The sequence below is a fragment of the Verrucomicrobiota bacterium genome, assembly GCA_016871495.1.
Classification (GTDB): Bacteria; Verrucomicrobiota; Verrucomicrobiia; order Limisphaerales; family VHDF01; genus VHDF01.
The window spans coordinates 12,577-38,280 of sequence record VHDF01000011.1 but is presented as its reverse complement, the minus strand read 5'-3'; the positions used below and the strand labels follow the sequence as shown (position 1 = coordinate 38,280).

The 25,704-nt window shown below is 61.3% G+C and carries 21 protein-coding genes; 7 read left to right on the top strand and 14 right to left on the bottom strand.

Translation table 11 applies throughout. From position 1 onward, the window contains the following. Positions 1–572: 572 nt before the first annotated feature. The 5 genes from FJ404_04080 to FJ404_04060 form a co-directional block, all read right to left on the bottom strand. Positions 573–2,027, bottom strand: coding sequence for a DUF1501 domain-containing protein (locus tag FJ404_04080; protein MBM3822064.1), 1,455 nt, complete (start codon positions 2,025–2,027; stop codon positions 573–575). Between the two features lies 1 nt (position 2,028). After that, on the bottom strand, positions 2,029–4,704 hold the full coding sequence (locus FJ404_04075; protein MBM3822063.1) for a DUF1553 domain-containing protein: 2,676 nt from the start codon (positions 4,702–4,704) through the stop codon (positions 2,029–2,031). Positions 4,705–5,158: 454 nt separating this feature from the next. Then, positions 5,159–6,082, bottom strand: coding sequence for a hypothetical protein (locus tag FJ404_04070; protein MBM3822062.1), 924 nt, complete (start codon positions 6,080–6,082; stop codon positions 5,159–5,161). A gap of 13 nt (positions 6,083–6,095) precedes the next feature. Beyond that, entirely contained in the window at positions 6,096–6,809 is a 714-nt protein-coding gene (locus tag FJ404_04065) for a DUF1080 domain-containing protein (GenBank protein MBM3822061.1), read from the bottom strand. Positions 6,810–6,820: 11 nt separating this feature from the next. Further along, positions 6,821–7,663, bottom strand: a complete 843-nt coding sequence (locus FJ404_04060) for a sugar phosphate isomerase/epimerase (protein ID MBM3822060.1) — start codon at positions 7,661–7,663, stop codon at positions 6,821–6,823. Between the two features lie 151 nt (positions 7,664–7,814). On the opposite strand from FJ404_04060, the gene FJ404_04055 reads away from it, so the two are divergent. Continuing rightward, on the top strand, positions 7,815–8,078 hold the full coding sequence (locus FJ404_04055) for a 30S ribosomal protein S20 (GenBank protein ID MBM3822059.1): 264 nt from the start codon (positions 7,815–7,817) through the stop codon (positions 8,076–8,078). Between the two features lie 64 nt (positions 8,079–8,142). Here FJ404_04055 and FJ404_04050 read toward each other — a convergent pair whose 3' ends face one another. From FJ404_04050 to rplM, 6 genes are all read right to left on the bottom strand, one after another. After that, a complete protein-coding gene (locus FJ404_04050; protein MBM3822058.1) occupies positions 8,143–8,772 on the bottom strand; it encodes a methyltransferase in 630 nt (209 codons plus the stop codon). A 13-nt stretch (positions 8,773–8,785) separates the two neighbouring features. Next, positions 8,786–8,998 carry a hypothetical protein gene (locus FJ404_04045; protein ID MBM3822057.1) on the bottom strand — a complete coding sequence of 71 codons (213 nt, stop codon included), beginning with the start codon at positions 8,996–8,998 and terminating at the stop codon, positions 8,786–8,788. Positions 8,999–9,607: 609 nt separating this feature from the next. After that, on the bottom strand, positions 9,608–11,653 hold the full coding sequence (locus FJ404_04040) for a tetratricopeptide repeat protein (GenBank protein MBM3822056.1): 2,046 nt from the start codon (positions 11,651–11,653) through the stop codon (positions 9,608–9,610). Between the two features lie 448 nt (positions 11,654–12,101). Next, complete coding sequence (locus FJ404_04035; protein ID MBM3822055.1) at positions 12,102–13,178, bottom strand: N-acetyl-gamma-glutamyl-phosphate reductase; 1,077 nt, start codon at positions 13,176–13,178, stop codon at positions 12,102–12,104. A gap of 132 nt (positions 13,179–13,310) precedes the next feature. Next, entirely contained in the window at positions 13,311–13,712 is a 402-nt protein-coding gene (rpsI, locus tag FJ404_04030) for a 30S ribosomal protein S9 (protein MBM3822054.1), read from the bottom strand. A 27-nt stretch (positions 13,713–13,739) separates the two neighbouring features. Continuing rightward, a complete protein-coding gene (rplM, locus tag FJ404_04025) occupies positions 13,740–14,174 on the bottom strand; it encodes a 50S ribosomal protein L13 (protein MBM3822053.1) in 435 nt (144 codons plus the stop codon). A 96-nt stretch (positions 14,175–14,270) separates the two neighbouring features. On the opposite strand from rplM, the gene FJ404_04020 reads away from it, so the two are divergent. The 6 genes from FJ404_04020 to FJ404_03995 all read left to right on the top strand — a co-directional run bounded on the left by FJ404_04020 (position 14,271) and on the right by FJ404_03995 (position 20,515). Continuing rightward, positions 14,271–15,557 (top strand): competence/damage-inducible protein A, encoded by a 1,287-nt coding sequence (locus tag FJ404_04020; GenBank protein MBM3822052.1) that lies wholly within the window; start codon positions 14,271–14,273, stop codon positions 15,555–15,557. 93 nt (positions 15,558–15,650) lie between these two features. Then, entirely contained in the window at positions 15,651–16,508 is an 858-nt protein-coding gene (locus tag FJ404_04015; GenBank protein MBM3822051.1) for a fumarylacetoacetate hydrolase, read from the top strand. Positions 16,509–16,520: 12 nt separating this feature from the next. Further along, positions 16,521–17,216: a class I SAM-dependent methyltransferase gene (locus tag FJ404_04010; GenBank protein MBM3822050.1), complete on the top strand. Its 696-nt coding sequence runs from the start codon at positions 16,521–16,523 to the stop codon at positions 17,214–17,216. Between the two features lie 492 nt (positions 17,217–17,708). Then, positions 17,709–18,575: an S-methyl-5'-thioadenosine phosphorylase gene (gene mtnP, locus FJ404_04005; protein MBM3822049.1), complete on the top strand. Its 867-nt coding sequence runs from the start codon at positions 17,709–17,711 to the stop codon at positions 18,573–18,575. Positions 18,576–18,578: 3 nt separating this feature from the next. Continuing rightward, the gene (locus tag FJ404_04000; GenBank protein MBM3822048.1) at positions 18,579–19,757 is read left to right on the top strand and encodes a hypothetical protein; all 1,179 of its coding nucleotides are present in this window, start codon (positions 18,579–18,581) and stop codon (positions 19,755–19,757) included. Further along, entirely contained in the window at positions 19,754–20,515 is a 762-nt protein-coding gene (locus tag FJ404_03995) for a response regulator transcription factor (protein ID MBM3822047.1), read from the top strand. The genes FJ404_04000 and FJ404_03995 overlap by 4 nt, the downstream gene beginning before the upstream one ends. Here the strand turns inward: FJ404_03995 and FJ404_03990 are convergent. The 3 genes from FJ404_03990 to FJ404_03980 all read right to left on the bottom strand — a co-directional run bounded on the left by FJ404_03990 (position 20,510) and on the right by FJ404_03980 (position 25,280). Next, the gene (locus FJ404_03990; GenBank protein MBM3822046.1) at positions 20,510–22,054 is read right to left on the bottom strand and encodes a B12-binding domain-containing radical SAM protein; all 1,545 of its coding nucleotides are present in this window, start codon (positions 22,052–22,054) and stop codon (positions 20,510–20,512) included. The two genes, FJ404_03995 and FJ404_03990, sit on opposite strands and share 6 nt — an antisense overlap. A gap of 11 nt (positions 22,055–22,065) precedes the next feature. Next, positions 22,066–23,238 carry a hypothetical protein gene (locus FJ404_03985; protein ID MBM3822045.1) on the bottom strand — a complete coding sequence of 391 codons (1,173 nt, stop codon included), beginning with the start codon at positions 23,236–23,238 and terminating at the stop codon, positions 22,066–22,068. A gap of 398 nt (positions 23,239–23,636) precedes the next feature. Further along, the gene (locus tag FJ404_03980; GenBank protein MBM3822044.1) at positions 23,637–25,280 is read right to left on the bottom strand and encodes a DNRLRE domain-containing protein; all 1,644 of its coding nucleotides are present in this window, start codon (positions 25,278–25,280) and stop codon (positions 23,637–23,639) included. Positions 25,281–25,704: the final 424 nt, after the last annotated feature.

Sequence of the window (25,704 nt, the reverse complement as noted above, 5' to 3'; positions counted from 1 at the left end):
GTGCCTCTATAGCTGGTTCAGGGGGGGCGAGACAATCGGAAATTCCGAAAAGATTCGGTTCATTTGTGCGCTGAGCCGGTTTGGCGATGCGAAGATGATCCATCCTGGTGAACACTTGGCGATCCGCTTCAAAGCGAGCGCGCAGGGCAGGGTGTTCCGCGGTTTTTTGAACTTCGAGCATAAGCAACGCGGGTTCGTATTCCTGGGGCGTGAGCCTGAAGGATGGGTGCGTCTGATTCTCGATGCGCCTTCCCCGTTCGAAATGAGTGTCTTGAAATTCCCGACTAACTTGAGGCTGAATTGACTCACCCTTCCACATCCTGGCCCGTCGGAGTTTATTTGCTGACAACGGCCATTGCCCTTCATGAAACTTCGCAAAGTACAGGCGATAAAGCCTTTCCGAATCATTCACCAGATCCATCGGATATGCTCCTTCCTCGCGCCTTGCCTGCAACGAAATATCCTGCGCGACTTAAGCTCATCTTGAAAGCGCATTGGAATAAACTCCGCCGGGCCAGGATGTGGAAGGGTGAGTCAATTCAGCATCAAGTTAGTCGGGAAGGTTATCGAATTCATCCCAGAATCGGGCGGATGACTTCGCCGTGGTCGAGTTCCAGGCGTTTGCGGCCGGGGAGCTCGAGATGGCGGGAATCGAGGCCGAGTTGATGGAGCACGGTGGCGTGGATGTCGGTGACGTAATGGCGGTCCTCGACCGCGTGGAAACCCAATTCGTCCGTAACGCCATGTTGAACTCCGCCCTTGACGCCGCCCCCGGCCAGCCAGGCGCAAAAGCCTTGAGGATGATGATCGCGTCCGCTGCCTTCCGCTCCCGGTGAGCGGCCAAATTCGGTGCCGAACACCACCAGCGTGTCGTCGAGCAATCCGCGCTGTTTCAGGTCCTTGAGCAGACCCGCCACCGGCTTGTCCACTTCGGTGGAAAGTTTGGTGTGATTGGATTTGATTTCCGAGTGGGCGTCCCACGCGCCTCCACCCCCGCCACCGTGGAAGATTTGAATGAAGCGGACGCCGCGTTCGACGAGTCGGCGGGCCACGAGGCAAAGTTCTCCGAAAGATCGCGTTTCTGACTGGTCCATGCCGTAGAGGCGGCGAATGAGCTCCGATTCTTTCGGCAGCTCCAGCGTTTCCGGAACGCTGGACTGCATTTGGAAAGCGAGTTCGTAGGATTTGATGCGAGCGAGCAGATGGGGGTCGTCGGGATAATCGATGCCAGACAGTTGATTGAGGCGTCCAAGCAGGGAGAGGTTTTCGAACTGTTCCTCGCGCGAAAGGGATCCTGGGGGCGGCGCGAGAAAGGGCAGTGGATTCTTGGGGTCCGTGCCGAGTCGGACGCCGCCGTGCTGGGGGCCGAGGTAAGAAGCGCCGTAGGTGAACGCGCCGCCACAGCAATCGCCGGTGGGCGTGCCGAGCACCACGTATTCAGGCAGGTTTTGGTTGAGCGAACCCAGGCCGTAGGCGACCCAGGATCCGAGCGTCGGATGTTCGAGCTCGCGGGGGTGGCGCCCGGTCTGCCAGGTCAGTTGGGCTCCGTGATCGTTGTGGATGGTCCACAGCGAGCGGACGATGGCGAGATCGTCGGCGCATTCGCCGATGTTTTTGAACCAATCACCCACTTCGAGACCGCATTGGCCATAGGCGCGGTAACCTGTTTGCAACGGCATGATCGTCTTCCGATTGCCGTGGCTCGGGTTGCCTCCGATGATGTCTTTCCCCTCCGTCTGGAGGACCTTGGCGTAAGGCGTTTCGGCGATGGACTTGCCGGAGTAGGTGTTGAGCGCCGGTTTGATGTCGAAACTTTCGAGGTGGCTGACGCCTCCACAGAGAAAGATCCAGATCACCGACTTGGCTCGCGGGATCGGCGGTGGAGAGGCCGCCGGTGAGGCCGTGAGAAAACCGTGCCGGTGGAGCATGGCTCCGAGAGCGAGACCGGTGAAACCCATGCCCGTGTCGGAGAGGAACGAACGGCGGGAGACGCCGGGACAGTGAAGGGGGGCGGGGCGGGATTTCATGTTAACGGACGGTGACCGCCTCGTGATGATTGAAGAGGACGAGCACCAGATTTTCGCGGGGCCGGGCCGGGTTGCCGGCTTGGGTTTGAGGAGGCCGGTCGAGGAATTCGCGGCACAAGCGGAGTTCTTCGGGTCCAGGTGGACGTCCGAGGATCCGGGCATAGGCTTGTTGGACGAAGGATTCGTCGCCGCGGTGCTCGCGCGACAGGCGGGTGGCGAGCAGCCTGGCTTGCTCGATGGCCATGGAGCTATTGCCCAGGGCGAGCGCTTGCTGAGGCATGATGCTGGGCCGCCGTTCGTAGCATTCGGTCACCGAGGGACCATCGAAGAGTTTGAGGAACTCCACTTCTTTTTCGGGAGCGATGCGGAGATAGACGCTGCGTCGCGTGGATTTCAAACCGAGTTGGTGATCGATTTCGGGTCCGCCCATGGTTTGTTGAATCGAGCCCGACGCGTGCAGAAGGCTGTCGCGCACAGCCTCCGCCTCGAGGCGCCGCGGCATCATGCGCCAGTAGAAGCGATTGTCCGGATCAATGGCCAGGTTGGGTTCGTCCGGCGTGGAATTCAGTCGATAGGTTTCGCTGGTGACGAGAAGCCGGTGCAGCCATTTCAAGCTCCATTCACGGGCGACGAATTCTGCCGCCAGCCAGTCGAACAATTCCGGATGATCGGGGGTGCCGCCGAGGCGGCCGAAGTTAGCCGGGTTGGGGGCGAGGCCGCGCCCGAAATGGCGGAGCCAGACATGATTGACGGCGACCCGGGCGGTGAGAGGATTCTTGGGATCCGCGATCCATTCGGCGAGACGCAGCCGGCGGCCCGAACTGGACGCCGGGAAGGTTTCTGCGGCGCGGGGTTTGAACTCGGTGGACAAGGGCTTCTCCATCTCGCGCTTCGCGGCAAGCAATTGTTTTTCGGCCTCTTCAAGGTTCTTGCGCGCGGTGGCCAGGGTGTTGGAGGTTTTGGCGTCGAGCGGGTTGGCCGCTTCGAATTTGGTTTTGGCTTCGGAAACGGAGTCCAATTTGCGCCGTTGGTCCCATTGGGCTTCGAGCAGGGCGGATTGCCGCTGGCTGGCGACGGTTTGGCGGGCCAGGGATTCCCAAAGCCCGCTGTTTCTCCCGTTCTTCTCCTCGAACCTTTCCAAGGCCAACAAGTCTGACAAGGCTGCCTGGCGGGATTGTTCCAGGAGCACTTCGAGTTCGAGCCCTTGAAGGCGGCCTGGGTTCGCGGTGGGTTTGGCGGCCTCGAGCGCTTTTCGCTTTTGCAGCGTGGCGGCGGCGGCGGCGGTAAGGAGATCGCGGCGGACGGACTCGCGATGGTGCGGTTTGGCGGCTTCGGAGGGGAGCGGCAGATCGCTGGTGTGGAAGCGGCCTTCGCGAGGGGCCAGCGAAGTCGATCCGGTGAGGGCGGCGGGAACTCCTGGCTCGGCAACCCGATTGGTTTCGGGATGCCGTTCGTCGCCCCGTTTGAGGACGTAGGTCACCCGGTTGGTATTGAGGTCGTAGGCACGGACCAGTCCGTCTTTGGCGGGATCGGCTTGGCCGGGGAGGGCGTCCGTGCGAACATGGTGCGGGTCAAAGATGGAGCGCACGCGGTAGTAATCCAACTGGGAGATGGGATCGGTCATGTGATCGTGGCATTTGGCGCATCCCACAGTAACGCCGAGAAAAGCTTGGAAGGTGTGTTTGACGGTGTCCTCCATCCACTGCTCGCGGCTAAGCATCTTGTAATTCCGAACGAGGAAGCCCGTGGCGCGGAGCGTGTTCGAATCGAGGGGCGCGATCTCGTCGCCGGCCAGCATTTCGGCAAGCATGCGATGGTAGCCTTTGTCCTGATTGAGGGATTCGATGATCCAATCGCGCCAGCGCCAAATATGAGGTTTGCTGTCACGGACCTGGTTGCCGTCCGCCCAGCCTGCCCAATCGCTGTAGCGCCACACGTCCATCCAATGGCGTCCCCAGCGTTCGCCGTGTCGGGGGTCTGCGAGCAGGCGGTCCACGACTTTCTCGTAAGCATCGATCGAAGAGTCATCGAGGAACGCCTGCTGTTCTGATGGAGTGGGATTGAGACCGATGAGGTCCTGGTAAAGCCGACGCAGGAGGATGAGCTTTGGCGCGGTTTTTTGGACGCTGAGTTTTTGCTCGCTGCGGGCGCGGCTGAGGAACGCGTCCACGGGGTGGGGGGCGGTGGCGGGAATTTTGGGCTGGGTGATGCTTTCGAAAGGCCGCCAACGGTAGGAAGAAAGGAACTGGCGGAATTCGGATTCACGTCTGGACGCGGAAGCGAGTTCCTGGTGGTTGGGTTTGTCGAGAGGATCCCCGGGGTTGTGTCCGAGAAGAATTTCGGCTTGGTTGGCCGTGCCGTCTCCATCGCTATCTTCCGTGCCCACGAGGATCAACCGGGCGGCCAGCGCTTTGGGTTTGCCGGCCTGGGAGAGCTCGGCGGCGGCGCGTTTGAGCCGGTCACCGAAGGCATTATGGGGGAATTCAGACAGGCTTTGGGGTTCCTTGAGCGGGGATGGTCGATGGCACGTCGTGCAATGATTCAGAGAGGGGGTGAGGAAACGGTCGTAGTGTTGGTCGAGCGCGGCTTTATGGGCTGGAGTGGCGTTTGCGCGAGTGAACAGGCAGACGAGGATGAAGAAGAGAGCGAGGGTGGTGGTATTGACGGTGCATCCCAAAGTTGGTGGCAGGGTAATGCAGGCGGCTGAGCCCGCGGTTTCGCCGACTGCCCGTCGGCGGGGCGGGCGACAACCTGGGCGGCGGTCTTCACCCAAAGCGCCTCGTTCCCGTCTCCCCTTCGCAGGTTGGGCAACCTGCGCCACGGCAGACGGGGCTGTCTGAGTTCCCAGGGCAAGCCGGTCGCGGATACTTTCGGGATGCACTGGTGTGTTTGTGGAGGGCTGAGGCGCCCAGGACAGGTGAAGTCTTTCTGGGCTGTGCCATCGGCTACGCTTGGCCTTCGGCACAGGCCCGCTCCGGGTAATGGACTGAAATCGTTTGGGGTGTTCCTGAACTCCGATTCGTGAGCACGGCTCTGCTGAACCCGCGAGGCGGGAGAACCGCTGCGGACGGAAAACGTCTAACGCACGGAGAGATGAGCCAGGCCGCGCGGGCAGATGGATGGGGACTCCATCAACGTCGCGGTGGTTTGGGATCAAGGTTGGCTTGGAGATCCTCGGGCGTGACGACGGAGTGGACTCCTTGCCGAGGCACTTTCAGCTTGGCGATCCAGAGGATGGCGTTGAGCACCGTTTTGCGCTGATCGTCTTTGCCCCATCCGCGATGGAAATGGCCGCCCGTGAAGCCGAAGCCACGTCCGCCTCCGTTCCGTTCGGCGGCCCACATGACGTGCACCGGTTCGCGGCGGGAGACCGTGGCCCGGACGAAAGGGTTGCCGCTGTGGGGTCCATCCGGACGGTTCATCGTGGTTTGGGGAGGGATCGCGGTGAGGATTCCCTGTACGTTTTTCATGCCTTCCCGGAAGCGCATGTTGAAATACCACTCATCCTGGGTTTGGAACGGCTGCACCCCTTGGGTCACGGGGTGTTTGGGCAGGGACTTGAACTCGGCGGTCCAGTGGGGGTTGACCGAGTAATGAATCTCGAAGCAGCCGCCGATCCATTCCAGGAATTCGCGCTGGCCCTTGTCCTTGGTGGGTTCGACGGCATAGTGGATACAGCCGAGCCCGACGCCTTTTTTCATGAGGCGATCGAGTGTTTGCAGGCGCTGGGCTTGCAAGGCCGGGTGACCGCCGCCGCCGTCGCTGTAGATGACGATGGCATCGGCGGAGTCGAGGACGCGTTCATCGGCCGGCCATCCGTTGGTGTAGACCTCGGTGACGAGGCCGGGAACGCCTGCGAGGCATTTTTGGAGAAGCAGGCAACCCGCTCGATGTTCGTGTTCGCCCGCGCCATGGCTGATGCGCCCCGCGATAAAGATCACCTTCTTGCTGGCGGATTTGGAAGTGCCGAGAGGGGTGCAAGCGGTGAAGAGGACGGCAAAAAGGACGGCGAAGAAAACGAAAGAGCGCGCAGCGAGACAGCGGGTGAATTTCATGAGTGGCGGGAGCTTACCACTGTTTGATGCGGAGATTCTTGAATTGGACGGTCATGGGGGGGCCGGTGTGGATTTGGAGGGCGAGCACGCCGGACTTGGCCGCCTTGGCGGCCTGTTCATCCACGACATCGACGGTTTGAACGCCATTGATGAAGTGGCGCAGGTGGTTGCCATCGGCGATGACGACGTATTCGTTCCATTCCTCGTGCTTGATTTTGGCCTGGATTTCGTCCGATTTGCCGACTTGGCCGGTGACTTCGACCTTGGTTTTGCCGTCCACTTCCTTGATGGCGGTTTTTTGTCCGCGTTGCGCGAGGATGCCGCGGCCGCGTTCCTCGTAGAGGATGCCGGAGTAAGTCTTGCCGGCCTCGAAGTCGGCTTGGTAGCCGGAGACAATCGGGCCAAACTTGCCTTGTTCGACGACCTTGCTGCGGTATTGGATGCCGGAGTTGCCATTGACGATCCGGTAGGAAAGGCGCAATTCGAAATTGCCCACTTCGCCGCCTGTATAGACGAGAAAGGTGTTATGGGTCAGTTTGGGGTCCGCTTTGGTGACGCCGGTGATGGCGCCGTCCTGGACGGACCAGAGATCCGTGCTGCCTTGCCAGCCGGTGAGATCTTTTCCGTTGAACAGTGATTTGAAGCCGGGTTCGACGGACGCGGCTTGAAGCGCGCCGGCGGCCGCCCAGGAGAGGGCCAGTGCGGCGAGGGAAACGAGAGTTTTCATGGAGGGAGGGTTTAGAGTGTTTTCTTGAGGAATTTGATTCCTTTGACGGCGATTTCGTCGCGGGTGGGTTCGATGCGGCGCCAGATGGCGGCGGCGCGGGCGATCACTTTGACGTCGGTGGTGAAGGATTCGATCACCACGTCGCCGTGGTAGCCGATGGACTTAAGGGCGGCGGCGATGGGTTTCCAGTCGATGTGATCGTTGCCCGGGGTGCCGCGATCGCTGCCGCAGGCGTGGAAGTGGCCGAGTTGTTTGCCGGCTTTCTTGATGGCGGCGGCCTGGTTCTTCTCTTCGATGTTCATGTGGAACGTGTCGAGGTGAAGCTTGAGGGCGGGATGCCCGACATCGGCCAGCATTTTGAGGCCTTGATCGCAGGTGTTGATGAAATCCGTTTCGAAGCGATTCAGGGGCTCGAGGCAGACTTGGCGGCCCTTTTTGCCGGCGTACTTGACCAGCGCTTTAAGGTGCTTCACGACCGTTTTCCATTGCTGTTTGTATTCCTTCTCGGGAACCGCGTCGGCGCGGCCCACGGCGGAATAAACGGGTCCGATCAGGGAGGGGCAATCCAGCACGACCATTTGGTCGATAAGCTTCATCATGTATTCGAGGCCGGTCTTCTGCTGTTCGGGCGTGCCTCGCAAGTCGCGGTCCTCACCCATGCACGCGCACACCGAGCCGCAGACGAGGCCGTGCTTGTCCAGTTCGGCTTTGACGTGGGCGGGATCGATATGGCTCGGATCCTCGACCGGAATTTCGACGGTATCGAAGCCCCACTTTTTGAATTGGGGGAACAGCTTGGTGCTTTCGTTGGTGAAAGGAGAGGTGAAGAGGAACGTATTGATGCCGAGTCTCATAATGGTCGAATCGATGCGTCGAAGAGGTTGATGAAATGAATCAGGGTTCCTTCAGCCTAGACTTCGTGGAGAGCCTCATTCAAGGCTAAACCGCGCGTTGACAAGCTGGAAACGAGCGTTACCATCCGCGACCTTATCGTTTAACCAATTTATGCCGAATACAAAGTCCGCCGAACGCCGCGTCCGCAACAGCGCCCGAAAACGGCTCCGCAACAGGAGTGTCAAGACCCGCTTGAAAACGCTCGAGAAGAAGTTTTTGGCCGCCGCCACCTCGGGCGACAAGGCGCAGGCAGGCGAAGCCTTCAAGAACGTGGCTTCGGCATTGGGCAAAGCCTCCAAGGGTGGAGTGATTCACCGTGGGACGGCGAGCCGCAAAGAGTCCAGGCTCGCGTCCAAGTTGGCGAAGTTGAAGTAGATTCGAGAGCTTGATCGGGGCTGTGTTTTCCCCGGCCGAGCTGCCGATGGGTCGCGGTCTTGGCTTAGCCTGCGGTCGGATCCGCAGGTGTTGCCGGGTCCGGCGATCCGGGTGGCGTCGGAGATTTGAAAAGGAAGAGCATGCGGTTGTCGCCATGCTCCAGGGACTTTTTGGCCTTCCAGCTTGGCGGAAGGGTCAATTGATCCCGTTTGGCGTGGCCAAGGACGAAGAGTCCGTTTTCCGCGAGGAGTTCCAGGAGGGCAGGTGCGTCCAGCAAGGCTTGGGCGAGGGAGCGCGAACGATGGCCCGAATTTTTTTCTCCATAGGGCGGGTCGGCGAGAATCAATTGGAACCGTTCGCCTTCGGCGAGGAGTTGAGAGAGGGCGGGGAAAACATCCTGGATGCGGAGCGAGAGCGCGGAGGTGTCGAGTTGGGCGGTCCGGGCATTTTCGCGGATGAACCGCGCCTGGCGGTCTGATTTCTCGACGGCAACCAGGCGGTGAGCGCCGCGGCTGAGGCATTCGAGGCCGAGGGCGCCGGTCCCGGCGAACAGCTCCAGCACGGAAGCGCCGGAGACAAAGTCGCCGAGGCTGTTGAAGACCGCTTGTTTGACGCGGTCCGGCGTGGGGCGTACGGCATAGCCCGAGGGAGCCTTGAGCAAACGCCGCGCGGCTGTTCCGCCGATGATTCTCACGATTCAGATCAGATCAGGTTTCCCGCTGAACGAGCGTCCAGAACTCGTCGAACTTCATGGCGATGAGAATCTGGTCCCCATGGACCAGTTGCACGAGGGTGCCGCGCGAGGGGCTCTGGATGTCGGGGTAAGCCAGCATGATATGGGCGGTGTTGAGGATCAGCTCCTCTTCTCGCTGGGGTTGGGCGGCGATATTGTGAAAACCGGAGACTCGGAGCAAGGCCATAGCAGGAGATTCAGGGTTAAGATTTCAGAGCTGATACTGGGGTGTGAAGGCTCGCAAAGGAAACCAAATGTCGCCGTGGCGATTCGAGGTGAATTCGTAGAGACCTCCCGACTAACTTGAGGGTGAAGTTACTCTCCGTTCCGCACCCCGGCCCGGCACTCGTGGAAAAACCTACTGCGTCTCCATGTTCGCAGGTTGCTGCGGCGGGTCTGCGATACAGCCGCGCCACGGCGTGCATGCGGATCTCCCGAGGTGTCCATGCAGCTCGGTTCCGGGAGGGCGGCGTTCCACCGCCGTCCCACCTTTTCCGAGGGTGATCAAGATGGGCTGCGGTGGAACGCAGCCCTCCCGGCGTGGATCCTCGACCCAAGGCGAGTCGAGGATGGGAGGTGACGATTCTTTTGCTTACAACGGCAGTTGCCCATCATGGGGATTCGCAAGGTCCAAGCGATAAAGCCTTTCCGAATCACTCACCCGATCCATCAAGGATTGGCCTTTGCAAAACTTCACCGTGGCGAACGGTCGTTTTAAGGAGGAAACGCCTGCTGCCTGGAGTGGTTCGCTGAGCCCGGAGAATTGTTGTCGCGGAAAAGGGAAGAGACTTCCGGGCTAGGGTGTTTTGGCGGTGGTGGCGGCGTTGTCGATCGCTTTTTCGAGATCGGGATTGCGGGGGTGTCCGGCACTGATGGATTTCTGGTAGTGCCAGCGGGCGAGTTCGATGAAGGGGGGTTTTTGCGTGGTGTAGATGATGGCGAGGTTATGGTGGGCGTTGCCATAACCGGGCTGGAGCTGGATGGCTTTGCGCAAGGCGGCCTCGGCTGGGATTCTTTGGCCCTTTTCGCTCAAGGTGATACCGAGATAGTTTTGGGTCTCGGCGTCATTGGGATTCAGTTTGGCGGACTTACTCAGGGATTCGAAGGCGTCATCGAAACGTTTCTGGCGAAAACGGAGAATCCCCATGAGCGAATGAGATCGGAAATCCTCGGGGAGCTCGGCGATCGCCTGAGACAAGTGTTTCTCGGCGTCGTCCAAGCGGTTCTGTTCCATTTCGACCACCGCGAGATTGGCAAGGGTATTGACGTTCTTGGCGTCGAGTTTGAGCAGGGCTTGATATTTTTGCTCGGCTTCGTTGAGTTGCCGGTTTTGGAAGGCGCGTTCGGCTTCCGCGACCAGGAGGGTGGCTTCGGCGGGCAGCGCCGGGGCTTTGCGGGGTGCGGGTGTTGATTTCGTTTCGGCGGTGGACGGCGTGACTTGCACAAGGGGTGCTTTGAAGAGGGCGAGTTCTTCGGGGGTGAAGGGCACCTTGCGCGCCTCAAGCACGTCGAGTTTGGCCTGGAGCTGGGCGGCTTCTGTCGCTCTGCCGCCCCGGCGAGAACGCTTGGAAGCCTCGATTTGGGCGAGCAAGTCGTCCCTTTCCTTTTCGAGTTTGCGGATGCGATCCGACTCTTTCCCGGCGGCCTTGGCCGTTTCCTTGCTGGCCTTGGCGAGTCGTGTTTCGAGGTCGGAATTGCTTTTGCGGAGGGCCTCGGCGGTGTTTTGGGATTGTTTCAATTCCTCGCGGGTGGCGGCGAGGTCCGATTGGAGTTTGGAGGATTCACGTTCGAGGGCGGCGAGGCGAGGATCCTCGGTGGAGCCTGGGGTGGCGCGCGGGAGGCGTTGGGCGCGGCGTTTGAGTGTATCTCGTTCCTTTTGGAGATCGGCGATCGATTCTTCGCGGGCCTTCAGTTGTTTCCGGTTTTCGGCGGATTCTTTTTCCGCCTGCCGCAGTTGGTCGCGCAAGTTCCCGCTACTGGATCGCTCGGCAGCCAGTTCATTTTGGGCGAGTTTGAGTTGCTGTTCGAGGTTGCCGATGCGCCGTGAGGAGGTGTCAGGGGCGGGAGTGCCAGGCCTGGAGGCGAGCTGTTGTTTGAGGATTTCGTTCTCCTTGCGGAGGGCCTCCAAACGGTCGCGGTCGGCATTGCTGATGGAAGCCGCGGGTTTTCTCGCCAGCAAGCGCTCTTGTTCGTCGATTTTCTTGCGGGCGTCCGCGAGATTGCGCCGAAGGGAATCATGCTCCGCCGGGTCCACGACTCGTTCGAGACGTTTCTTTTGGGACTCGAGGGTGACGCGCATCGTCTCGTTTTCTTTTTGAAGGAGGCGGACTTTTTCCTCGGCTTTGGCAACCTCGCGAGGATCCACCGCGGCCGGTTGGGCGAGGAGAGCTTCGCGGAGTTTCGATTCGAGGAGAGTTTTCTCGCTTTGCATTCGTTGAAGCTGTTGCCGGAGCTCGGCGGCTTCGGCTGCGGCTTGAGCGAGGTTGTTGATTTGGGAGGGGGACGGCGAGGCGGGGGTTGTGACCGGGGCGGGCTGGGTGTCGCGGACGTCGGCGGGAACCCGGGGGGCGAGCAGGGAAAGTTTGTCCGCGACGTAACCCAGGCGGTATTGGATAACTTTGGGATTCCAACTGGGTTGGGAGGCTTGGAGTTTGCGCAGTTCGTCCTGGGCTTCCCGGTATAATTTGTAGGCCTCGGACGACTGGCCGTTCTCCGAGAACTGGTCGGCCTGTTTGATGGCGCGGTAAATTTGAATGAAGCGGTCGTCGGCGGTTTGGGCCAAGCTGGCCTGGACGAGCAGGCACGCGAACGCGGCTACAGCCAGCAATCGGGCAAATTTCATGAAGTGAATCTAGAGTGGGGAATAGGCTAAATCAACGGGGTTTACGAGGGGGTGAGTCATTCCGCAGCCGTACGACGCTGCGATCCCTCCGGGATCGGCCTTGACTGCGAACCGTGATCCGGTGGTAGCGCTCGTTCCTCGCGCAACCACCGGCTAATCGCTGGCAAGCCTCCGGCTTGTTCATGGGTTCACTCCAACGAAATCAGCCAACAGCAGACAGGGTTGTCTGCGTGACCACGACCACCCGGTCACCGACAACCTTTGGATACACCGAACGCATTCCGGTGCATCCCGATGTTGTTGGTAGGGCGGGCCTGTCCCAGCCCGCCGCCCACTGGATGCAAAACATCATGCTCCGGCGGCGCGCCGGGACGGACGCGCCCTACCTGCATCACCGGCAACATCGGGATGCACGGAACGCATTCGTTCCCCAGGACCGGGCATTGAATTAACCGGCCAACAACCCCATGGTTTCCGGAAGTCCGCAAAGAATGTTCATGCTTTGCACGGCCTGGCCCCCGGCGCCTTTGACGATGTTGTCCTCGGCGCTGAAGATCAGCAGGCGTCCGGTCCGGGCGTCCAGTCGGCAGGCTATGTCGATGAGATTGCTGCCGACGACGTTCTTGGTATCGGGGAGATTCTTGCCGTCCAGCAATCGCACGAAGGGCTCGCTGGAGTAGGCTTGGCTCCAGGAAGCTTTCACGGCGGCCTCGAAATTTTCCCTCGCTTCCGGGCTGCGCAAATCGGGCACGGGGGCGGCGTAGATCGTGGTATGGATGCCGCGGTTGACCGGGATGAGGTGAGGAACGAATTGAATGGTGGTTTTCTCGCCGGCGGCCAGGCTGATTTCCTGCTCGATTTCGGAGAGGTGCCGGTGCTTCGGCACGCCGTAGGCGCGAACGCTTTCATTGCATTCGCAGAACAAATAATCCAACTCCGCTTTGCGCCCCGCTCCCGAGACGCCGCTCATCGAACTCGCAATCACGGACGACGGATGGATCAGCCGGTCGCGCACCAAGGGAAGGACCGGGAGCAGGATGCTGGTGGGATAACATCCCGGGGAGGCGATCAAGGAAGCCTCGCGAATCTGGTCACGATAGACCTCCGGCAGCCCGTAAACCGCTTTCTCCAGCCAGCCGGGGGCGGGATGTTCGTGTCCGTAGAATTCCTCGTACGTTTGAGCGTCGCGCAGCCTGAAATCCGCGCTGAGATCGATGACCCGGCAGCCGGCTTCGAGCAGGGGCAAGGCATATTCGGCGGCGACCCCGTGGGGCAGCGCGAGGAAGGCAAGGTCCGCCTCGCGTGCCACCTTCGCGGCGTCGGGCTCAACGAACTTCAGGCTGCGCGCCTTGGGATGGTGGGCGAACTTGGGATACACTTGGGCCACTGTTTGGCCCGCGTTCGGGCGCGAGGTGACGAGCGCCAAATCCACACCGGGATGATGGAGCAGAATGCGAACGAGTTCCTCACCCGAATAACCGGTGGCTCCGATAATGGCCACCCGTGATGGTTTTGAAGAGGTCATGAGAACGGGCTGGATTTCGACGGAACATCCCAGGAAACGCGCTTGCGGCGCACGCCTGGGTCCGGGGACAAGAAAGACGCCCCGCCAGTGTATCCACCAACGGGGCGTTCCATGGAAATGGGGAATCGAGAATTAGCGCTTGCTGAACTGGAATCGCTTGCGCGCGCCCGGCTGGCCGTACTTCTTGCGCTCCCGCATACGAGGATCGCGAGTGAGAAAGCCCTCAGCCTTCAGAACGGGGCGGAAGGTGGGGTCGGCCTTGAGCAAAGCCCGGGCGATGCCGTGACGGGTCGCGCCCGCTTGTCCATTGGGGCCGCCGCCTTGAACACTGACGCGCACGTCGAATTTGGCGGTGGTGCCGGTGGCGCTCAAGGGCTGGGTGACGGTCATGCGCTGGGATTCGAGGCAAAAATAGGCCTCGATGGCGCGTCCGTTGACCACAATTTTACCGCTGCCGGAAGCCAGTCGCACGCGGGCAACGGCCGTCTTGCGCCGTCCGGTTCCGAGAAATTCCTGAATTTTCGAGTCCGACATAGTCGTTCTGGGAAGGGTTGAGGGGGCTTACTTGCCGGCCGTCATTGCGGCGGGTTGCTGGGCTTGGTGCGGGTGAGTCGAGCCGCGATAGACTTTGAGCTTCGTCAAGAGGCGGTCGCCCAAACGGTTCTTGGGCAGCATGCCTTTGACGGCGTGCATGATCAATCGTTCCGGCTGGCGGGCGCGGACCTGAGCCACGGTCTTAAACTTCTCGCCGCCTTTCCAGCCCGAATAAGTCATGAACTCTTTCTGCGTTTCCTTCTTGCCGGTCACGCGGACCTTGTCCGCGTTGATCACGACAACGAAATCCCCGGCGTCGAGGTGCGGCGTGTAAACCGGCTTGTTTTTTCCACGCAGGACGTCGGCTACTTTGCTGGCCAATCGCCCGAGAATTGCGTTCTCGGCATCCACCACGTGCCAGCAACGCTGGTTCACATCAATTTTCGGCAAGTACGTTTTCATCAAGCCTTCAAAATAAAGAACGCAGAGGGTAGCAACGAGGTTTTTCAAGTCAATAGCCTATTTTGCTTCCCCTCCCGGGAGGACGATTGCAAGAGTTTGTCCACTTTGCAGGTTGAAATCGTCAATACTGGCAGTGAACTGATGCTGGGCCGGGTCCTCAACACCCACCAGCAATGGCTTTGCCGCCGCCTGGCCGACCTGGGGTTGCCCGTCCAACGCCAAGTGGCTGTCTCGGACACCGCCGACGATATCACGTCCGCCCTCCGAGAATCCTTCTCCCGGGCGGATTGGATTTTCTGCACAGGGGGGCTGGGGCCGACTTCGGACGATCTCACCCGGGACGCGCTCGCGGAGATGCTCGGACTCAAACTTCGAGAAGATCCAGTGACACTCGACCGTATTGCGGCGTTTTTTGCCGCCCGCAACCGGCCGATGCCTGATTCCACGCGCGTTCAGGCCCTGATTCCCGAGGGCGCCATCGTTTTGCCGAACCACCACGGCACGGCTCCCGGACTGGTCATCCGATCAGATCCTAATCCCTGGCGCACCGATCGCAAGGCCTCCTGGCTGGTCATGCTTCCGGGACCGCCTCGGGAACTGTATCCGATGTTCCAGGATCAGGTGATCCCGCTGATTCAACGGCATCGCGAACCGGGCGCGACCTTTGCCTGCAAGACGCTCAAGACGCATGGTCTGGGGGAATCTTGGGTTGAACAGCGGGTGGCAGCTCCGCTCCGACAGTGGGTCGAACGCGGATTAGGGATCGGTTATTGCGCCCGGGTTGGGGAAGTCGAGGTTCGACTTGCGGCGAGCGGGGCCAACGCGGTTGAACTTGTTTCGCAAGGCGAGGCGTTGGTGCGCTCGGTCCTTGGGAACTACATTTACGGCGAAGAGGACGATCAACTCCCGGGCGTCGTTGTGCGCGAATTGACCCGGGCCGGAAGAACGCTGGCCTTGGCGGAGTCTTGCACCGGGGGCGGGATATCGAATCGCATCACCAATGTGCCCGGCGCTTCAGCGGTGCTGATACAGTCCTGGGTCACCTACGCCAATGCCGCCAAGACCTCCCAGTTGGGTGTGCCCGCCGCCTTGATCGAATCCGAAGGGGCGGTCAGCGAGCCGGTAGCTCGCGCCATGGCCGAGGGCGCTCGGGCCAGGTCGGGAGCAGACTTCGCACTTTCCGTGACCGGCATTGCCGGACCCTCGGGAGGCACGCCGCAAAAGCCGGTGGGCACGGCCTACGTGGGGTTGGCCACACCGGAGCGCACGGTGGTGAAGCATTGTCTCAATCCCGTGGATCGCGAGACCTTCAAATATGTGACCTCCCAGCAAGCCTTGGAATTGTTGCGCCGAACCTTGCTCGGAGTTTCATCGGACGATTGAGTCTTGAACCGCACCGGACTCGGCTGACACATTCATTCCTACAATTCCCATGGCCAATCCCCTCGCTCTCCCCCGTTGCTCGACCTCCATTCCATGAAAATCTGCCGCTTCCGTGATCCCCTGGGCCGCGTGCGTGCCGGCGTTCTGACCGGCGAACAGACGGTGGTGGACCTCACACCCGCCGGTGTTCAGTCGCTGCGGGAAATCCTCGACGCTCCCGATCCTTCAGCTCGCGCTGCCGAGTGTGCGGAGCGATCCCACGTCCGCTATTTGGTTCCGCAGGTGGAATGCCTCGCGCCGGTGGAGAACCAGGAAGTTTGGGCGGCCGGGGTGACTTACCTGCGCAGCAAGAAAGCGCGCATGGAGGAATCCAATTTTAGCGCCACCGCTTACGACCGGGTTTACGAAGCGCCGCGCCCGGAGCTGTTTTTCAAGTCCATGCCGGAAAAGGTGGCCGGGCCGGGGGGCCGGGTGGGGATTCGTCAAGACGCGCGATGGAATGTGCCGGAGCCTGAGCTGGCGTTGGTGCATAACGCCCGCGGGCAGCTTGTGGGATTTACGATCGGCAATGACATGAGCTCGCGCGATATTGAGGGCGAAAACCTGCTCTATCTGCCGCAAGGAAAGATCTACAAGAACTCCTGCGCGCTCGGTCCGGTGATCACTCTCGGCGCGACGGAGGCCGAGGCCCGGACTTGGACGATCTCGCTGGTCATCGAACGCGGCAACGCCACGGTGTTTGCGGGTGAGACTGCGGTGAGCCAGATCAAACGGAGTTTCGAGGAACTCACGGGTTATTTGCACCGCAGCCAGGAGTTTCCCCATGGCGCAATTCTGTTGACGGGAACCGGCATCGTGCCCGCGGACGATTTCACGTTGCAGGCCGGCGATGTCGTGGCGATTCGCATTTCCGGCATCGGGGAATTGCGCAACACCGTCGCGGTGGTTTGACGGGATCCCGGCATGGAGCTCGAAGAGGTCCAACACCGGATCCGAAGCGTCAACGGATGGCTCAGTCCGATGGAGGTGCGGACGCTTTACCGGCTCGCGCGCGGCTGCACCGGGCGGGGCGTGATTGTGGAAATCGGGTCCTGGCAGGGAAAATCGACGCTTTGCCTGGCGGGTGGTTCACAAGCCGTCAACGGACCCAAAGTCTATGCGATCGATCCGCACGTGGGATCTCCGGAGCATCAGATGGAGGGCAAGATTTGGACCTTTGACGCGTTTCAGAAGAACATCGCGGACGCCGGATTGTCGGACCGGGTGGTGCCGATCGTGAAGATGTCGGGCGACGCCGTTCGTGACATGCGCGAGCCCATTGAACTCCTCTTTATCGACGGGGCGCATGAGTATGAGGCGGTGAAGGCGGATTTCGAGAATTACGAGCCTTGGTTGATGGAAGGCGGCGTGATCGCCTTTCACGACACGGTGGGATGGCCCGGGCCCGAACGGTTGGTCGCGGAGTCGATCTTCCGTTCCGACCGTTTCGCGGGCGCGACCTTCGCCAATTCGATTACCTACGCGCGCAAAGTCGCCCGGAACACCGCCTCAGAACGCCTGGCCAACCGGATGCGTTTGGCCGTGAAGAATCTTTACGCCGCCGTCTATGTCAGCCTGTTGCGGTTGAAGAAGAGGATCTCGGGACAATCCGCGCCGTGACGTGAAGCCGAGGCGGGATCCTCGGCTATCTCCGCTCGGCCCGGCATGAACACGGCGGCGCACGTATCCCGAAGTGGTCTGTCGTGTGGCGCAGGCGGCCCAGCCTGCCGTATCGCCGACGGCCCGGCGGGTGAAGAACCAGGCCCTTCCGTGATCTCCCCGAGCCGTGGTTCCCTTCGTCGCCCCGCAGGCTGGGCAACCTGCGCCACAGCAGACAGGGCTGTCTGCGTGACCACGACAACCCGGTCACCGACAACCTCTGGATACGCCGCACGGCGGCGGTGCATCCCGATGTTGCCGGTGATGCAGGTAGGGCGCGTCCGTCCCGGCGCGCCGCCGGAGCATGATGTTTTGCATCCCGTGGGCGGCGGGCTGGGACAGGCCCGCCCTACCAACAACATCGGGATGCACGGGCACGGCGGCACTCTTCCAGGAATGCCTTGAGATCGACGCGGTTCCGGAGTACTCAAGCCAAAAACAGATCCTCCCGGCATGAGTCACTCTCCCCGCATCGGCATCATCGGCGGCAGCGGCCTTTATCACCTGGAGTCATTGACCTGCCAGAAGTGGGTCAAGGTTCGCACGCCGTTCGGGCTTCCGTCGGACGACCTGCTGACCGGACAGTTGGCGGGCCGGGAGGTGGTTTTTCTGCCGAGGCATGGACGCGGCCACACGATCCTTCCCAGCGAACTCAATCATCGGGCCAACATTTGGGCTCTGCGCAGTCTTAACGTCCGCTGGATTCTCAGCTTGAGCGCGGTGGGATCGTTGCAAGCCAAGTATCGTCCGCGCGATTTTGTCTTCATCGATCAGTTCGTCGATCGCACCAAGAAATCCAGCGAGCACACTTTTTTCGGGCAGGGCTTGGTGGCGCACATCGCGTTCGCCCGCCCGATCTGCGAGGACCTTCGGCAAATCGCGCTGCGCGAGGCGCGCCGGATGGAGTTGCGCCCGCATGACGGCGGCACTTATCTCAATATGGAAGGCCCGGCGTTCAGCACCCGCGCGGAGTCGCTGCTCCATCACCGGCAAGGTTTTGATGTGGTGGGCATGACCAATCTGGGCGAGGCGCGTTGCGCGCGCGAGGCGGAGATTTCCTATGCCTCGGCGGCCATGGTCACGGATTACGATGGATGGAGGGCGGAGGAAGGCCATGTCACGCTGGAAATGATCCTTGAGAACTTGCGCCAGAACGCGGATCACGCGCGCGAGTTGGTGCAGCGGGTGGTTCCAAAAGTTCCCGAGCAAGCGAACTGGCCAAGCCATTCGGCGCTGAAGTGCGCCATCCTCACGGAACGCAGCCGATGGCCCAAATCGAGGGTGCGGGCATTGCGGTCCATCCTCGCTCCGTACCTCTGAGTCATGTCGAGGGCGATCCTCATGGCGGTGGGTGTGGCCCTTGGGGCCTGGGGGGTGTTGGTCTGCTTCACCGCGCTGCAGATCAGCCAGGGGGTATCCCTGGACTGGGCGGACGCCCTCCTCAACGGGTTGCATTTTTGGGTCACGTGGCCGCTGCTGTCGTTGCCTGCCATTCTCCTTTCCTTTTATTTTCCTGTGGAACGTCCGCGCTGGCCCTGGCACTTGGGGCTGCACGCGGTGGCGGCGGCTCTGCTTGTCTGGCTTTCCACCGAGGCTCGGGAGCATCATCTGCCTCCCGAGCGGTTGGCGGCGTTCTTGGGCATCGCTGATCCGCAGGGGCCGATGTTTCGCCAGGGTCCGGGGCCGCCCTGGGGCCGGGGACGTCCGCGGGGCTCGCCGCCACGGCCTCGAGGCCAGCCCTTCCGCATGTCCTTCGATTTTCTGCTGTATGCGGGGGTCGCCAGCGCCTGTCATGCGGCGACTTTTTTGCGGCGGTCCCGGCAACGGGAACGCCAAGCGCTCGCGTTGCAAGCAAGCCTGGCCCAGGCCAATCTGCAGGCGCTGCGCATGCAGTTGAATCCGCATTTTCTATTCAACACGTTGAACGCCATTTCCACGTTGATTCACAGCGATCCGGACGCGGCGGATCGCATGATCGGGCATTTGAGCGAGTTGCTGCGGGCGTCGTTGGACACCCGCGACGACCAGGAAATCCCGCTGCGCAAGGAATTGGATTTGCTCGAGCACTATCTGGCCATTGAAAAGCGGCGATTCGGGGACCGGCTCGCGGTTGAGGTGAACATCCCCGGTCCATTGCTGGACGGACTGGTGCCCACGCTGATGCTGCAGCCGCTGGTGGAGAACGCGGTCAAGCATGGCATCGAGTCCTCGCGGCGGCCGGGATTGATCTGCCTCTTGGCTTCGCGCGAGGGGAATCGATGGGTTCTCCACGTTCGCAATCGAGCGAGAGGCGGCGACGGAACCGTGGCTTCAACGGTTCCGTGCGAGTCTTCTTCGGAACGCCCCTCGCCCGGGCATGGCATTGGTTTGGCGAACGCCCGGGCGCGGCTGCGGCAGCTCCATGGTGACGGGGCTCGTTTGGAGGCAGGTCCGGATCAGGACGGGGGATTCTCGGTGCGCATTGAGCTTCCCTGGCGCGAGACGCAGGACTCAACGGCATGAACCTCCGGGCGGCCATCATCGATGACGAGCCTTTGGCGAGGGAACGGATTCGATTTCTGCTCAAGGATGAACCCGGGGTGGTGATTCTCGGCGAGTTCGGGAGTGGACCCGAAGCTTTGCCTGCGATCGAGAAGGAGCCGCCGGATCTTTTATTCCTCGACGTGCAGATGCCGGAGATGGACGGGTTCCAGATGTTGAAGGCATTGCGCCTCGAGCCGCTGCCCGCGGTCATCTTTACGACCGCCTACGATCGGCACGCTTTGAAAGCGTTCGAACACCATGCGCTCGACTACCTGTTGAAGCCGGTTCAGCCGGACCGGTTTCGATCGGCGCTCGCGCATGCGCGCAAGCAACTGGAGGATCGCGCGACGGGTCGAACGGCCAAGGGATTGTTGGAATTGCTCGGGCAGCGCGGTTCCGCCACGCCATCCTTAACCCGGATCTCGATCCGCAACGACGACCGCACTGTCTTTGTGAGAACGGCGGATATCGATTTCATCGAGTCGGCAGGAAACTACGTCGCGGTCCACGCGGGAAAAGAGAGTCATATCCTGCGCGAAACCATGGCCTCCCTCGAATCGCAGCTGGATCCGGAAAAATTTCTGCGCGTCAGCCGTTCGGCGATTGTGAATTTGGACCGGGTGAGAGAATTGCAGCCCATGTTCAAGGGTGAACACGTGTTGATTCTTGAAGGAGGAAAGCAGCTTCCGATGACGCGGGGTGTGCGTGAAGTGGAGAAGGCGTTGAAGTATTCATGAAACTTTCGCGCCGGCCGTGTGGCGGGCTTGTCGGCGAGGCAGGAGCCGGGTGGTGGCGGAGGTATGGCTTGGCGCGCTTTGCGGAAGCCAGGGGCGGAGGAATTCCGGCGGATCTTTGCGTCCGGGCCGGAGGTAGTCGCGCGCGAGGATTTCCCCGGCGGCGGCCGACTCGAATTGCCGAAAGTCGACGAGGAAGGTGTGGAGCGCCTCGAAAAGCGTGGCGAGGGCGATGCCGTGGCGGGCGCCGAGGCGTTGGTGCAGCCAGTTCGACCATTCCGTGAAACCGGCAAACGGAGAGAGGCCGCCTTTCCACAAGCACGGCAGCGCTTCCGCGAAGTTGCCGCTGTTGGCCATCAAATCCCAGTAGCGCGAGAAACGGCTGAGCTGCCTGACTTGCGCGAAGGTCAAGTCCCGCGTTCGCAGAATTTCATAAGGCGGAAGCGGGCTGTAGGCCATGGCGAACTCCTGGTCATGCCGGGAGATGGGAGTGCCCCGCAGACGTTTGAGAATGCCCACTTGAATTTCCTGCGGCCGGAGAGCGACCAGGCGGTTGAATCCCTCGGCGAAACTTTCCATGGTTTCGCCCGGCAATCCCGCGATCAGATCGGCATGGACATGCACGCCGGTTTCACGCCGCAGGAACTGGAGGTTGTCCTCAAGCTTGGAGAGGTTTTGTTTGCGCCGGATCCGCGTGGCGACTTCGGGATTGAACGTTTGCACCCCGACTTCGAACTGGAGGCTGCCCGGAGGGAACTTTCGAATGACGTCTCGAAGCGCGTCCGGCAGGCGGTCCGGGACCATTTCGAAATGGAGGAACAGGCCGGGCCGCTGGCGATCGAGAAAATATTCCAAGATGCGGCGGCTTGTGGGCAGATGAAGATTAAAAGTGCGATCGACGAATTTCAATTGCAACAAACCGCGCGCAAGCAGGCGGTCCATCTCGTCGAGAAAGGATTCCAAGGGAAAGGCCCGGACTGGCAAGTCGATGGAGGAAAGGCAGAACTCGCAGGTGAAGGGACATCCCCGGGAAGCTTCCACATAGACGACGCGGTGGGCGAGGTCCTCGTCCGAATAAAGCGTGTAGGGCAGGCGCAGCTTGGCGAGGTCGGGGAGCGGCGGTGACAGGATCTTCCCGGCGGGAGGACGGCGGTCCAGGACGTCGAGGCAAAGCTCTCCAAAGGCGACATCCGCCTCGCCGGTGATCACGAAGTCCGCCAGGGCCACCAGCGGCTGCGACTCCCATTCGTAGCTGACCTCGGGGCCGCCGAGGACGATGACGATTTCGGGTGCCGCCTTTCTGAGCAGGGCGACCACTTCATGGGTGGCGGTGGCATTCCAGATATAGACTCCAAATCCGATGATGCGTGGCTGCTCGGAGAGGAGGTTTTCGACGATGTCCATGGGCCGCTGTTGAACATCGAATTCGCGCACGCGGGCGCGGTTTTGCAGTGCTTCCGGGAGGTTCGCCTGGAGATAACGGAGTCCGAAGGCGGCGTGGATGTAACGCGCGTTGAGCGTGCTGAGGAGAATGTCGGCCATGTCGGCGAGGGCTAGCGGGATGGGGCGGGCGCGACCGGGCGGAGCGCAGCTTTGCGCCCGTCGACCTCGTCGAGCCTCCGGACGGTTTCCTGGGCCAGGACGACGAGGCTGGGCAGGCCCTGGCTTTTGGTGGCCGGGGCGTATCCTGCGCGTTGGCGGCGGGCCAGGTAAGTGTCAAGGGTTAGCCGGTAGTCTTCGACCACCGGGAGGATTTCCTCGGCGCAACGCGTTTTCAGCAGGTGGAGCTGGGAGATTTTCTTGCGGAACAGGAAGGTTTGCTGAGCCGGATCCCATTGGTTGATCATCGTTTGGAGGGAGACGGTGGAATGTTGGGCGGCGGCCCGCGGTTGGATGCTGATTTGAGCCGGAGTTTTGAGGATGTCGTCGAGTTGCTTCATGCTCTCCTGAAAACTCCACGAGCGCCGGGGATCGCGGCCGGTAAAATTCACCACCGTGATGGCCCACCATTTCTCGAAGTCGAGCATGGTGGGAAAGACATTTCGATAGCTTTCGAGAAAGGCACTTTGCCAGTTGAGATAATGGCCGGAGCGGCTCAGGTATTGCACCAGGGGGGCACGATTGGCGTGATAACGACTGAGCTCGAAATAGAGCAGGTGGGCCGACAGGGAGTAAGTCAAGCCGCCGCCCGCCACGAGCTCAACTTGCCCGGGCAGGCTGAGTTCGTTGATCGTCAGGGGACGATTGGTGGAGAAATAGGTGCGTACCATCTCGAGCGGATCCCCTTGGGCGATGCTGACGACGGAGCGGGTTTGAGGACGCAGCAGCAGATCCGTTTTGTAGCCGGCGAGAAGGTGGCGGCTGAGCCCTTCCGAGAGCCAGAATGGAATTTCGGCCTGGCGATCCCCGGAAGTTCGATTGGCGAACTCTTGCAGCAGCAATTCGGCGAGGTAACGGACCAGGACTTTTGAGGAAACTTTGGGGGGAAGGGCAGCCTGATATCGCCAGCCTCCCTGCGAACGGGCGCTTTCAAGGCGAATGGCCCGATCCTCGCCCCAGGAAGGCTCGATCTTGAGCGTGACGCGGCCGCGCCATTGGTCCGGCAATTGCAATTCACGAAGGAAAGCCCTCTTGACGCGTTCGCAAGCGATCGCGAGCAGATCCGTGTCGAGCTGGAGCAGGACATCGTCCGTCAATTGATCATTTCGCTCTGGGGTTCCCGGCACGGGGCGAGGCCCTTGGATCACGAACTGGCCGGACGCGCTCTGGATGATTTGGGGGAGCCGCGAAGCCGCGGCTCCAACGCCGGCGACATGCGCGAGTAAAAGTGCCGCGAGCACGGCCAGGCGCATCCACGCTCCTGCTGGACAGGGGTGGGAATCATAGGCGCGGAATTTTACCAATGCGGCCTGCACGGATCCAACGCTGCCACACCCCAGCGAAGGCGTCCACTTCGTTGCCCGCGGGCGGGACCGGGCGACGCGGAAGCGCCGTGAACGGCGCGGTCCGGTGGTGGGGCGCGCCGCTCACGGCGCATCCGCGCGCATCACCGACTCCTTGTGGGTGTACTGGGCGCCGGCTCCCGTCTTCCACAGGGCGTGTGACGAATCCCTTTGTTCAGGGATCAACGCTTTCGAGTGAAGGTGAAGCTGCCGAAAGGAACCACGTTTCCACCGACCAAGGCGGGGAAGCCGAGGATCTGGCGGATGGTCGATCGAGGTTGAGTATCGGCATCGAGCGAGTTGTAGTTGGCGCCGCTGTCGGTTCCCGCGTCGTAAAGGTTGAGGACCACGGTTTTTTTATCCACCCACTGGTCGTTTTCCCGCAGGAGGACACCATGCACCCCCGTGAACCAGTCCGGGCTGGGCGCGATCATGGTGACTGCGGTGACTCGGGGAAATTTCCTATGAACTGTGAATGTGACGCTGACGGTCCCGCTGGGAGGAATCGACCCCGGCCGCGTGAAGGTTTGGAATGCCTTGCCGACGGCAATCACCGCGTTGATCTCCTGACGCAAGTTCACCACGCTCCCGACCTCGGCCATATCCTCAATCCCACGGCTGGCGAGACCGCCTGCCTCCCAGAATACCACTTCCTCATTGTGCGTGCCTCCGATCAAGGGCGACCAATGGGCGCCGAGCGGATAACTTTGCGGATGCGTAGATGGAGTCCAGTCGCTTTGAAAGGAGAGTTCATACTCCACGGTTTCATTGGGGTCTGCGGGGGGTGGCGGCGGCGGGTTGTCGGGGTTTTGAGTGGTGGTGGCCAGTTGCAGTCGATAATAGCCGGGAGCGGAAGCCCGGGGGATCTCCACGTTCCGATTCGTGGTGGGTTTCCCGAGGTCCATCCAGGTCCCTGCTTCGAGTGACGGGCGGTGTTGCACTTGGAATGGGGGTGTTCCACCGGTCCAGGCCAGCAAGAGATGCGTTGCACTTGTGGTGGCGGGCGCGAATCGAAGCTCGGCGGGGCCGAGAGTGTATTCGAGGATCAACTTGGGAGCGTTGGCGGGATCTTCGCGGGAGGCGATGCGGCGAGCCGTTTCGCGCACGCTTTCGTCGCGCACCGCGAGCACCCATCCAAAATTAGCCGTGGGATCGGCGAGCCACGCTTGAACATCGGCCAACAAGGCACGGGTCGATAGAATTTCCAGGGTCCCTCGACCGATGATCGGCACCGAGGCGCTGGTGGTGCTGGAGAAATCGGATCCGAATCCGCCGCCTTTTTCCGCCCAAGGCAATCCGGGATGCATATTGAAGGACCAGGTGGTTTCGCCGGAGGTCGCCGGTTGTCCTGAAGGGCCGGGTTTGTTGCCCTCGGTCCAAGTGCGAAGCACGCGGCGGACTTCGAGGATGCCATCCGCACCCCCGCTGGACGGCTCGCGGGTGAATCGCAACACCAGCCGGGCGGAGAGGATGGTGGCGTTGGCAGGCACTTTTCCGGTGAGGTCGAATTTGACCAGCGCCCGCGTGCGCTGGCCGCTGGCCACGGTGCCCGCGGAAAAATCAAAATGGCCCCCGACATTGAAATCCGGCGACTTTTCATGAAGGGTCGTGTCCGCCGAGGGCGTCACGGTGACCATTTCGGCGTGAACGTTCGGAACCAGGTTGAAGCTCCATCCGACAAGGCACACGAACCAGCACAAGAGAACCAAAGATTTCATGGCGATGAGCATGTGGAAATCGACGAATGCGGAGGGGCGACGGCGGTCAGCCGAGGACTCACACCAACATAGCGGCTTTGGATGGGCATTGTCCAAACCATTGTCCATGCTTGGGAGAGCGGAACCGGAGCTCTTATTCCCGCATTTCTTCCGGGGCGCCGTGGCCGCGCAGTGCAGACGGGCGGCGGGGTGGGGATGGCTTATGGCCTGGTTGGGCCTGGGGGTCTTGGGCTGGACGTCGGACCGCCGGCCGGTCGAGCGTATTTCGGCCGAGCAGGCGAGGGCGGAAGGTCTTCATTCGTTCTATGCCAAGCGGGTGCGAGTTCACGGGTTCCCCATTGTGGGGTCGGAGCGCGTGTCCGATGCGGCGCTGCTTGAGGCGGCCTGGATACTGGAGCGGGTCACGGCGCACCGGCGGGAGATGTTGGGGGTGATGGCCACGAACAAGGTCAAGCTGGCCGTGATGGCGTGGAACGAATTCACGACGGATGTTCCCGAGCATGCCCACCTCAAGCCCCGCGTTTACTGGAAC

Excerpts from the sequence above, each read along its gene's own strand:
- FJ404_03990 (MBM3822046.1), bottom strand. The coding sequence starts at position 22,054 with ATGGCCGACATTCTCCTCAGCACGCTCAACGCGCGTTACATCCACGCC.
- FJ404_04035 (MBM3822055.1), bottom strand. The coding sequence starts at position 13,178 with ATGACCTCTTCAAAACCATCACGGGTGGCCATTATCGGAGCCACCGGT.
- FJ404_03995 (MBM3822047.1), top strand. The coding sequence starts at position 19,754 with ATGAACCTCCGGGCGGCCATCATCGATGACGAGCCTTTGGCGAGGGAA.
- FJ404_04080 (MBM3822064.1), bottom strand. The coding sequence starts at position 2,027 with ATGAAATCCCGCCCCGCCCCCCTTCACTGTCCCGGCGTCTCCCGCCGT.
- mtnP (MBM3822049.1), top strand. The coding sequence starts at position 17,709 with ATGAGTCACTCTCCCCGCATCGGCATCATCGGCGGCAGCGGCCTTTAT.
- FJ404_04055 (MBM3822059.1), top strand. The coding sequence starts at position 7,815 with ATGCCGAATACAAAGTCCGCCGAACGCCGCGTCCGCAACAGCGCCCGA.
- FJ404_04015 (MBM3822051.1), top strand. The coding sequence starts at position 15,651 with ATGAAAATCTGCCGCTTCCGTGATCCCCTGGGCCGCGTGCGTGCCGGC.
- FJ404_04045 (MBM3822057.1), bottom strand. The coding sequence starts at position 8,998 with ATGGCCTTGCTCCGAGTCTCCGGTTTTCACAATATCGCCGCCCAACCC.
- FJ404_04070 (MBM3822062.1), bottom strand. The coding sequence starts at position 6,082 with ATGAAATTCACCCGCTGTCTCGCTGCGCGCTCTTTCGTTTTCTTCGCC.
- FJ404_04040 (MBM3822056.1), bottom strand. The coding sequence starts at position 11,653 with ATGAAATTTGCCCGATTGCTGGCTGTAGCCGCGTTCGCGTGCCTGCTC.
- rpsI (MBM3822054.1), bottom strand. The coding sequence starts at position 13,712 with ATGTCGGACTCGAAAATTCAGGAATTTCTCGGAACCGGACGGCGCAAG.
- FJ404_03980 (MBM3822044.1), bottom strand. The coding sequence starts at position 25,280 with ATGGACAATGGTTTGGACAATGCCCATCCAAAGCCGCTATGTTGGTGT.
- FJ404_04000 (MBM3822048.1), top strand. The coding sequence starts at position 18,579 with ATGTCGAGGGCGATCCTCATGGCGGTGGGTGTGGCCCTTGGGGCCTGG.
- FJ404_04010 (MBM3822050.1), top strand. The coding sequence starts at position 16,521 with ATGGAGCTCGAAGAGGTCCAACACCGGATCCGAAGCGTCAACGGATGG.
- FJ404_04065 (MBM3822061.1), bottom strand. The coding sequence starts at position 6,809 with ATGAAAACTCTCGTTTCCCTCGCCGCACTGGCCCTCTCCTGGGCGGCC.
- rplM (MBM3822053.1), bottom strand. The coding sequence starts at position 14,174 with ATGAAAACGTACTTGCCGAAAATTGATGTGAACCAGCGTTGCTGGCAC.
- FJ404_04060 (MBM3822060.1), bottom strand. The coding sequence starts at position 7,663 with ATGAGACTCGGCATCAATACGTTCCTCTTCACCTCTCCTTTCACCAAC.